Annotated in this window: 4 protein-coding genes; 1 reads left to right on the top strand and 3 read right to left on the bottom strand. The window is 39.0% G+C overall.

Annotated features, from left to right (window positions below):
* Positions 1 to 16: 16 nt before the first annotated feature.
* Positions 17 to 1,099: an IS630 family transposase gene (locus PL9631_RS03345; protein WP_083616166.1), complete on the top strand. Its 1,083-nt coding sequence runs from the start codon at positions 17 to 19 to the stop codon at positions 1,097 to 1,099.
* A gap of 26 nt (positions 1,100 to 1,125) precedes the next feature.
* Here PL9631_RS03345 and PL9631_RS03340 read toward each other — a convergent pair whose 3' ends face one another.
* From PL9631_RS03340 to PL9631_RS03330, 3 genes are read right to left on the bottom strand one after another with little or no spacing between them, the layout of a single operon-like run.
* Positions 1,126 to 1,599, bottom strand: a complete 474-nt coding sequence (locus PL9631_RS03340; protein ID WP_083616925.1) for a type II toxin-antitoxin system RelE family toxin — start codon at positions 1,597 to 1,599, stop codon at positions 1,126 to 1,128.
* A gap of 12 nt (positions 1,600 to 1,611) precedes the next feature.
* Positions 1,612 to 7,941, bottom strand: a complete 6,330-nt coding sequence (locus PL9631_RS03335) for a DEAD/DEAH box helicase (protein WP_083616924.1) — start codon at positions 7,939 to 7,941, stop codon at positions 1,612 to 1,614.
* Positions 7,938 to 10,889 carry an Eco57I restriction-modification methylase domain-containing protein gene (locus PL9631_RS03330; RefSeq protein WP_407947570.1) on the bottom strand — a complete coding sequence of 984 codons (2,952 nt, stop codon included), beginning with the start codon at positions 10,887 to 10,889 and terminating at the stop codon, positions 7,938 to 7,940. Before PL9631_RS03330 ends, PL9631_RS03335 begins: the two co-directional genes overlap by 4 nt.
* Positions 10,890 to 11,179: the final 290 nt, after the last annotated feature.

Here is an 11,179-nt window from a genome sequence, read left to right as displayed (position 1 = left end):
TATCAGAGGAATAGTCATGCCACTCAGGTTAAGAATTCAACTAACAGAAGAAGAAAAACAAGAGCTACTAACTCTGTATCAGCAAGAGAAAGTTCCGAAAAGAACAAGGCAGAGAATAGATATATTAATGTTTAGTGATGGAGGATGGATGGTCTCAAAAATAGCCCAGACTTTAAGGTGTTCAGAAGCCATGGTAAGAAAAACAATAACTCGATGGATAAATCAAGAAAAAGAAGGATTATTTGATGCTCCTCGTTCGGGAAGAAAACGGAGGTGGAAAGAAGAAGATATAGAATATTTAGAAACTTGTATAGAGTCAGATGAAAGAACTTATAATAGCCGTCAACTGTCGGAAAAACTTCTGCGAGAGAGAGCGATCGCACTAAGCGCAGAAAGAATTAGAAAAATCTTAAAAAAAAAAGACTGGCGCTGGAAAAGAACAAAAGCCAGTTTAAAGAAAAAACAGAATCCCGAAAAAACAGCGAGCAAGAAAAGAGATTTGGAGACGTTAAAGCGTTATGAAGAAGAGGGTTTGGTCAGATTAAAATATTTAGATGAGGCAGGTTTTTGTTTATGGAGTCCTGTGAGTTACACCTATGTAAAAAAGGGGAAGCAGAAACAAATAAACCAGACGAAAAAGCGAGGAAAAAGATTGAATGTAATTGGAGTATTAGAAAAAGGGAAAAGTTTTGAGTACGGTTTAAGTTTATCAGGAATTACAAGTGAGAATTACATAAAATTTATAGATTGGCAAGCGGAAAAAGCTGAAAAGCATTTTCAAAATACTCGACAAATTACCGTACTGATTCAAGACAACTATAGCGTCCATAAAAGTCAAAAAATACAAGAAAAAGAAAGGGAGTGGCAAGACAAAAAATTAGAATTTTTTTTCCTGTCTGCTTATAGCCCTGAATTAAATGAAATCGAACCAGAATGGCATCAATTAAAAACTCATGAACTGGCGGGAAGAATGTTTGAAGATGAATATGATTTGAGCCAAGCTGTGATTCAAGCCATTGAAGATAGAAACGAAAGAAATGATTGTACCTGCGATCGCTTGCGATTTAATTCCCTGAGTAACTCTCAAGAATTATCCTAAACAATTTTTTCTATTGTTGACTTTATTTATGACCACCTACTTAACTCTTCAGGCATTCCCAGACGCAGCAAATAAGAGTCTAAAATATGATTAAACCGACCGGGAGTTTCAGGAGCCTTGCGACTGATAAGCTCAGATTCAATTACTTTGACTTGTTCTACGTCAATAATTTGTAATGCGCCAGACTCTGGATTAATTTTACAAACTCGGCGTTTAGCCCAATCATAAGCATCATCGTGTTTATCAACCCAGAGGAGCGTATAAGTATTACCTTGCTCTGGTTTGAGTATGATAGCTCGATAAGCAAGGTCTATTCTAACTGATTTTAATTTGGAATCTTTAGCATTTTCAATCGATTCATAATTAATACCTGAACTGGTTGGCTCTTTTTTAAATTTTTCTAGAAAAGCCGTCGTTTTACTTTGAATTTGTTTAGGCAATTTACTAAAAGCGTCTAGGAAATCGGCAGAAATTGCTAGTTTTAGTTGATGGTTGAGCATAAACTTTTACCTTTAATTAGATTTGAGACAATTTTGGCGGAATACTTCAGGTTCTTTAATGATTTGAGAAACCGATGTTACTTTCCATCCAGCAAAGTTGAATAGCTCAGATTCTTCTAAAATGAGAGCGCATTTGTAGGTTGGCCATGCTAGTTCGGCTTCAGCAATAACTACTTCCATATCATTCATTATTTCGTAACCAACCTCTGGTAAAGGCCAATCATGAATTTTCATGTGTTGTAGTAAAGCAATTGTCTGTTCATCAAAAACTAATTCTTCTAATTGTTGCCAAGCTGGTGCATTACTTGAAAGTACTTCTGGAGGTTGAACTTGACACTTTTTAGGATAATTTAACTTAGCATTTAAACCAGAACTGTTTCCCTTTGCTGTTACTACATAGCTATGGTCGAGGAACTGTAACAAATTAAAATAGCGTAAAACTCCAACCCAAGCTGTTTGCAACTCTTTGTCTGATTCAGTACCTTTATCATTTAACCAAACAACAACAAAAGATCCGGTACTATCTCTAACTGCATGGCGCTTTACATCTACTGAAACATATATTTTAACTAAAGACTCTTCTCGGCTTTCTGGCCATTCAACTATACCTAATGGTCGCTCTGATGCTGTAGCTTGGCAAGCATCTATAACTGACGCATTAGTGATATCTAATACCTGTTTTTGCCAAGAATGCCGCGTTGATTGTGTCTTAAAACTGCTAATGTCGATTTGAGCCGACGTTCTCATAAGTGCTAAATTTGTCCATAAATTTAGTTCCGGGTTGGTCAAGAAGTGAACTAACCAAGTAAAACTATTTTTATCAACCTTAAAACGTAAGCGATCGCACTTATATTTCTCATAAAAAGTTTTTTCTTTCTCTCGAAATGGAGAATTAACTCCAATTTCTAAAAGGTCGGTATAAAATGAGCCTAAATTAGAAAACTGCGATTCAACATCAGCCCAACTTAATGACCAAACATGATATTTTTTACTTTTAGCAATTGCCATTCTTTGAAGAAAATCTTCAGCAATACGATTAGCGTGGTATTGCCAGCCATCGGTAAATATGGCGATCGGCAATACATTTGCAGAAGTTTTAGCTGGATAAAAAACAAAATCAGCACGGCTAGGAACATCTATGCCTTGATTACTGCCCAATTCTACTTGAGGCTCGATATTCCAATCTTGATTTCCAATTCTAATAAAGTAACCAGCTTTGCCGTTGATAATCTCTTTACGAACAATCGTTGGGTTATCTTCATAGCGATAACGATGTAATGCTTCAATAAATCGTTGTTCTAGAACGCTATCGAATAAAGTATTAAGTTTAACTTCAGAAAGCCCTTGATTATTCTTGGTTAACTTATCTTTGCGGCTGAGAATTGTATTGAGTAAGTGAATTGCTGTTCTTAGGCTGATTTGGTCTTGGTCAAAGCTATTACGATAACCATACAAGCATTTGTAACAGCCATCATCACAGTCACAAGAACGTAGAATAATTAAAGCTTCTTGAAGAACTGAGAATAGATTATCTGGATTCCTTACTAATTGATGTAAATATCCTGTTCCACCAGGAACAGTATCATATAGAAATAAGAAGGGTTTACGTAGTAGTCTAGGACTAGGACTATTCTCTTGAGGTTCTTGGTTAACTAGGGTTCTTAGATGATCTACTTTACCCTTGAAATACTGTTTTAATCCTAACTGTAATGCCGCAATAAAGGAATGCAATTTTGTATTGGAACTTAGAGTATCTACAGGTAACAAAATCCGAATAGCTTCTGATTCAAATTGTCGGAATAAATAAAGAATGTCAGTAAAATCGCTTTCGTCAGCGTCTGGACGGCGCGAACAAGTTAGCGTGTGTTGTTGTTTACTTTGACTGCTTTGGACTTTACCACAGTGGCGACAAATCCGAAATCCTGGACGTGGACGAGAGATGCCTGCTACCTCAAAGTTTTCCGAGTGAGAATTGCTTTCTCCAAAATTAACTTCGCGGAAAGTTACTTTTGAAAGAAACTCGAATCCAAAAGGAAATTCATCATCATTGATAACATAGGAATCTTCACGCACTTCTGGTTCAAAATCTACCAGCATTTGCTGTGTAAAAAAGGCTGGTTGCCGTTCGTCTTTGTCGTCACCAATGCGGCTGTCTCTGGCATTAGTGGTTGCCATAACTTGGCGTAAGCGTACCATTTTTCGCTTGCGTCCTCCATCTGACCACATTTTGTCCCCACAGCGCGGACAAGTAGGTTGTTTTGCCGCTTCTAGAATGGCAGAGACACCATAAGCACAATTTCGGCATAGTCGCCATTCTTCTATTTTGGAAAGGTTGAGGTCAATTTGGTCGATTTTGACACGATTTCCTTCTGCATAAAAAACACCAGAGGGCGCAAGTTCCCGAAGCGCCATTACGCTTGGTCGTTCGTATTCAAAAGAAAAGGTTTCATACTTTCCAGTTTGGCTATCCCCTTTAATATTTGTCTCCCTCCAGATAATTGATTTGAGAATGACACCAGGTTCGGGGAAGGCATAATTGGGAAGTAGCCCTTCATCGGTGAAAAAGTTTAGGGTATTTTTATTATTGATGCTTTTAACTAATTCAATTAATCCATTACGTTCTCGTTCTAGTTCTTCGATTTCCTCTTTATAGTTTTGGCTGCGGGCAGCTTGTTTTTTATCTTTAATGCGTCTTCTTAGCGTTTCAATTTGGTTTTTTAAACGTTTTCGTTCTTCAACTACTTCTTCTAGGCGATTGACAATATGCCAGCGTAATCCTCCTTCATCATGCTCACCTTTTTCAATAAAACTTTTTAATTGTTCTTGACTAAGAGCAGAAATTTTATTTTCAAACAATTCAATAAAATCTTGCAATAGTTGTGATTGTTGGTTTTCTATAAATTGGAGCCAATTGTAAGGAAAATGGGATAGGTCACGTTGTTGAACGTTGTCTAGCACTTTACCAAATTGCTCAGGGAATTCTTCTAATGTAATTCCTTTCTCTACCCATCGATCTAAACAATAAGCTGTTAATTGGCGTTGTAAAATCGCGGAAGCATTGAGGTAAAACCCAGGTGTATTCACACCTCCAGCAATCATCATTATGGGATCAGCCCAGAAATATAAATCGTGGGGATTGCCATTAGCGATCGCAGTAATAAACGCATTCCCGTCAGTACGACCTGCACGACCTACGCGCTGTTGATAGTTGGCTTGAGCAGGAGGAACCGAACATAATAAAACAGAGGAAAGTGTATTGATATCAATCCCCATTTCTAGGGTCGAGGTAGCAGAGATAAGATTAGGATCGTAGCGATGTTTCCCTGAAATAAAGCGATTTTCTAACTCTTCTCGAACATCCCTTTCTAACAAACCTGTATGTTCCTTAGCAAAAATTCGCCACACTTTTCCTTGTGAATAAAGATGACGATAAAAGTCAATATTGGAACGTTCAGATTGTTGATAATGTCCTCCGCATTCAGGTCTAAGGCAAGGCATTTGCTGCCATAATTCTAATTCTTGCGAAGTACAGGTAATGGTATGTCCGCATTGCTCACACGCCAGAGAGTAAGCTTGGTTATGTAATTCTAATGCCGTTTGTTCTATGCCCCAAACTTTTGTATCACTTGAAGTATATCGAATCCCAAAAAGTTTATGATTAACGAGATTGCTGAGGACAAAGTGATATAAATTCTCTGCTTGTGCAATAACTAATGGAGTGTAGCTAGAGAAAAGTTTGAATGCCCAGTTCTCGCACCAAGTTGCTTTACCAGAAGGTTTAATTAAGGTTTCAAACCGAGGAAAGAATCCTCCATTTTGCACAAAATAAACAGGAGTTAGCGAACTTGGGCCAAATCCAGGCATGAATAATCGTTGCTGTAACCGAAAGGGTTTCCCTCCGCTACTAATATAGTTTTCAGCAACAGCATGAAGAATACCGCCTCGTTGTCGCAGATGGTGAATTAAGCCTAAGAGAAAACGGTGTAATGTAGTTTTGTCTAAGTTTTCCAGACCACCAATTTCATTACGAAGTTGTTCTTGTAATTGATTAAGCGCTGGTTCTAATAGTTCAGAATTAAGAGAAATGGCACAGGTTGCTGTACGTTCTAGCGAACCACCTAAGTTAGTTCGTAAACCTACTTCTGCTACAACTTCCCAATCTAATCTTTGATCGATTAATTCTACTAAGCTAGATTTAGCTTTTCCAGTTTTCTGAAGTTCTTCCCATTCTCGCAGCCACTCTAAGTCAGAGGGCATAAAAGTAGCAACATAATCGGCATCTGTGGAAAATTGCGATCGCCAATATTTATTAAACTCAGTGCGAATATCTGCTAAATTCCATCCTGATGCTTCATTGTCAAGGTACTGACGAAGTGCGGTTCTTAGAGTTGTACGGAAGGTACGCGATTCAAAAAATCCGGCGCGGTGTGCTGCATCTTGAACCGAGTCGGAAAAGGTAATTAATTTGCGATCGTCGTTATAACTTGATGCAAATAACGTTCCAATCGCTGCACTTGCTAGACTGGCAGCACGGGAACCAAGGATTGCCAAGCCTTCTTTACTCCCACAGAAAGGACAATCATGGTTAGACTCACGACGATCGTTGCCACCTTTTGTTTTGACAGTACGAACAATTTCTTCGGGTTCAACTACGGAAATTAGTTCTTCATTACCACATCTAAAGCAGCTAGAAGCGTCACTACGATTCAGGCTCAAACATTCAGTACAAAGCAGCCAAGACATCCAACCTTTTGATGAGCCTCGATCGCGCGTCGGAAAAATGTAGGTAATTAAAGGATCGCTAGAGAAAAAGGCTCTATAAAAGTCGCGCAGGTCACAACCAATTTTGCGATCGCTACTTTGCTTTCTCAACCCACCCCAACCTGTACTTCCGCAATCTCGGCAATACATAACTGGAAGGGTACGCTCTTTTTCTTCTGAAACTTGGTCATCAGCAAAAACTAATTCAGGTTTTTCACCTACTGTTGCTACCATGCGCCGCAGTTCTCGCAGCCAAAATTGCAAGCGAATATTTACCCAAGGTGGAAGGGGACGATCGCTTTTACCGGGACGACGAGCGATCGCGCACAGGGCTATTAAGCTATCAAATAGAGCAGATTGATAAACGGGGTCATTGCTATCTGGCAGGCGCATTTTTCGACTTAATTTCTGCCAGAGGTCAGTGAGGGAAATTGGCCCAGAATCCAGCACCTTTAGCAGGTTGTGGACAATTGGTAACGATTTTAGGCGATCGCCTAATTGAATCCGCCAGTCAGTGCTGTCAAACGAGTCAGTAAGCGGTTGCTCAAACCATAGTTGATATTGGGCGCGAATATAGTCATCTCTATCTTGGTAATGACCCGCTTTGAGGATTTGTAACCGATCTGGTTCGGGGATGGGGAGGGGGTCAATATAAGCATCAGAAAGGAATTCTATTGCAGAAAGGCGGTCTTCTTCTACCAGCGCATTTTCATTGAACGGTTCATCAAAAACGGTTTCAGCATATTCCAACATTTCTTTTTTTGTACCGCTACCGCCCAATGTGGCTGAAGTGCCAACGCAAGCTAAATGCTTTTCGGGGATTCGCAATCGGGCTTTCAGGCGACGAATTAAGCAAGCTAAATCAGTTCCTTGTGCGCCGTCGAAAGTATGGATTTCATCAACAACTAAGTAACGCAGTGTTTTTGGCTCATTTCCTGCCCAGAGAGATTGGTCGCCCGGACGAATCAGCAGGTAATCGAGCATTTTGTAGTTGGTGAGCAAAATGTCGGGGGGACACTGACGCAGTATGTCTTTATCAGTAATGATGTGGTCTTCCCCCATCATGGCTTTTGGTTCTCGCTCCAATTCTCCTACAAATAGTCCAGCAGTAATTTTTCCTTTGAGGTTGGGGTTATTCCAGATCGCGTTGGCTAACCGCTTGGCTTGGTCGGTAGCGAGAGCATTCATCGGATAGATGAGCAATGCTTTGATGCCAGATTCGCCGTAATATTGGTGGCAGTGGTCGAGGATGGGCAGCAAGAAACACTCGGTTTTTCCTGAACCCGTTCCAGTTGCCACTAAGGTTGATTGATAATAGGGAGATTTCAGACGGGCAAAGGCTTGTTCTTGGTGGCGGTGGGGAGGAAACGCCATCGGTACATTTGGGAAATAATCTGCACCTGCTGTACCAGGGCGGAAAGGTAGGCTGATGGAAAGGTAAGGGCCTTTGAAAACTGCCTCTGGCGTTGCTAAAAAGCGTTCCATTAGCCCTTCAAATCTGGGCGAGGCGGGGCGGAATTCAGTTTTGAGAAAATCTTCAACGCTGGCGCGGACTTCTGAAGCAACAACTGATGGAATCATGGTTTAACCTCCTGTTTGGCAAAGCGTTTTTCAAAAGATTCCCAGGCAATGCGATAGTCTTCTTCTCTGTCGCAACGTTCAAAAGGTGCTTGATAGACAATGGTGCGTTGAATCGGGCCACCTGGCATGGTGTCATCGATGATGGTGCGTTCTACCGTGCCAGACTTCATATCTTTGATGTCTTCCCATCCCAGTTCGCCTTTTTTACCTTTGCGGGGGAAGCCAACACCAACAAGTCCTTTCCTGATGGTAAATACGATGCGTCCGTTCATGTCGTAGTAAGTTTCTTTTTCGTGCTGGCGCATAACGAAGAATTGTACGCGGTAAATTGTGATAAGTTCGTCGAGAGTGAGTTCCAGTGCCATTGCTGCAAGTACGTCAATTTCTACTAGGGCTTGGCGGCGTTCGTAGTCGGTGCGAAGAGCAATATTGCGTTGCCAGTGGGGGATTAATTTGTTGAAAAATTCAGGATTTAAGGGTTTTCTGTATTCGTTTGTTGTATTAAATTCTATCGAAGTCCAACCATCTTGATTAAACTCTAATTTATAGCTTGTTTCCCATAATTCGGCGTAATGATTAGTTAAACAAGTAAGGGTTAAACAGCGAATAATTAAAGCATCATCGAATTTTGTGCCATAAATAATTGGAAAATCATCTAATGTTTGATGTAAATTTGTTTTTCCTGTTGACTTTACTAAAAAATCATAAACAATAGAAAAAGTCAAACTGCTTAATATTAAAAAATGTGAGTGTAATTTATTTGAAAATACATAGCTTCTAACTGCATTAGTATGAGCAGATTTTTTAGGAATAATTGTTCCAATCAAGGTTCTTTCATTGGCAGGTGGTAACATTCCTCTAAAAACTAAACGATAATAATCTGTAACTTTATTTTGTTTATTTTCTTCATCTTCAAACCAAGAAACTGTAGGTATACGATTAGCATATTCACTCTCATCACAAGCAGGAATATAATTAGTACGTGGTAGATAATTATCAGGAATAACTGTTAAATCTACAACATCATAGTGAGCTTTTTCTGTACAAATTGCTCTTGGTGTTTTATAAAAAGGTCTACCAACAAAAAAATGAGGACCCGATAAAATCCATTGTTGAGGTAGTTCAGTAAAACAAGTATGACGTTTAATAGTACCTTCTTCTTTTGCATTAGTTTCATTCCAAAATTGTGTGGAAAAATATTCTTTCTCTAAATCAATTAAACTCTGTTTTTGCTGTCCAAATTTATTTAAAACCGTTAACAATTGTTGTGAATGAATAGTAGGTAGTTTTGCGTGTAATGCTGGAGTATCTTTTTCATCATAAAGAGTTGCAAAAAGTTTTAAACTATCTTGATTAACTTGAATAATTCGCTTTTGATGTCCTTCTATGTTCCATTGGTTTACATCATTTTTTATTCCACCTACTTTTCCTTTATTATATTCAAAACATTGATCAATTGTTTTAGGTGTGAATAAATTAGCAATATTAATAAAATTAACTTCTTCCTGTTTTCTACCAAAAATATTAATACTATATTTAGCTCGATGGTAAATATCAAATAAAATTAAGGCGTTTTGAAACTGAAAATGATATTTTAACCGAGGATAAATTTCTTTTCTAAGTAAACCACCATGAGGTTCATCATAAATACCTTCAGGATTTACAAAACTTTGTATTGCTAAATTTTTAGAAAATTGCCAAGATTGAGGAATAAAACATTTATATAAATTTGCTTTTTGTCCTTTTAATAGTGGATAATTTTGATAAGCATTCAAAAAATTTTGAGAGCCGCCGAAACCTTCATATATGTTAAAGTAATCAGATTTTAATTTAGGATATTTTGCAAAAACATTTTCTCTTAATTGACTTTGTTCAGTAGCTAAAAACTTGCGTAATTCAAACAAGGGTTCAGCATCACCTAGAACATTACCTTCTTCCCACTCAACTTTTATCCAAGGTGGATTCCCCAAAAATAGATCAAACCCCCCATTGTCAGCAAAAATATCTGCAAATTCTAACTCCCAATGAAAAAAGTGCTTTTCTTGAGCAATCTTCGCAACCAATCCCAATTTAGGAAAACGTTCTACTAATTTTGCTACATTAACAAATCCATAATCTTTTACAAAGTTTTTTACTTCATTTTCAGGTGCAGTATCAGGAAATAAAGGTAATTCCGGTTCTGGTTCAAATGCCATTTCCATTTCACCCAAAATCACCGCTAACTCCATATAATACTCATACCGAGAAGGCAATAAATCAGCCTTTTCAATCGGCCAAAACCACAGCGCACACCAATAGTCCATCACAAACTTTAACCGTCGATAAGCACTGGAATTCCCCACACCTTCCGATAGCTTTTCCTGCACTACAATTTTGTCCTTCATTTCCAAACTGCTATTTTGGTGCGTATCCGCTTTCTGACCGAAAATGCTTAACGGGTCAGTTGTGCGTTCTCGGATCTCCCGCAGTTCTTTTGTATGACGCTGCCAAAGTTCATCAATACGCTGAGACAACACTACTAAACGGTCAACCTCAAAATCCTCATACAGTCCTTTACAAAACTCCTTGCGCCAATTGTTAATCGTTTCAATTTCCTTCGGTGCCAGCGACTTAATCACCTTATTCGTATAATTTACCATTCCTGGGTCAGGCAACAGGAAGTGAAACACCACACTAGATGGTAATTGGTCGCCCACCATCACCCTTTGTGGTTCATGGTCAAACCAGTAAGGTTGTTTCTTCCGACGAGGAATAAGCGTAGTGCTATAGACCTGACGACGCGCCCCAATTAACGAGTTACCGCAGTGCAACTGCATCCCAAACCAAGGCACAAATGCCCTCCCGTCCTCTGGTTTATAAATACAGTTCAACCACAAAGATACCTCTGCTAACTCCACTGCTACAGGGTTGAGGTCAATTCCAAAAACATTGCGGTCAGCGAGGTACATTTTCACCTTCTGCTTTTCCTGCAAATATTCATCATGGGGAATACGTTGACCTAACTCTTCTTGTTTCAACTCCAGATATTTTTCTGCCAATTGGTTCACTGCTTCATTCAAAAATGCCGCACTTCCCATCGCAGGTTCGCAAATTTTTAGCTTCAGAATATCGTCTGCTGTTCTATCCTTCAGTAATTCCTTGAGAGAATACTTTACCAAACAGCGAGTTAGTGATTCTGGCGTATAGTAAGAAGCAGAATTTTGTCTATCTCGTCCCGCTAACCGATAGATAAAACTTC

Source organism: Planktothrix paucivesiculata PCC 9631, from assembly GCF_900009265.2.
GTDB lineage: Bacteria > Cyanobacteriota > Cyanobacteriia > Cyanobacteriales > Microcoleaceae > Planktothrix > Planktothrix paucivesiculata.
This window is presented reverse-complemented; position numbering and strand designations above follow the sequence as displayed.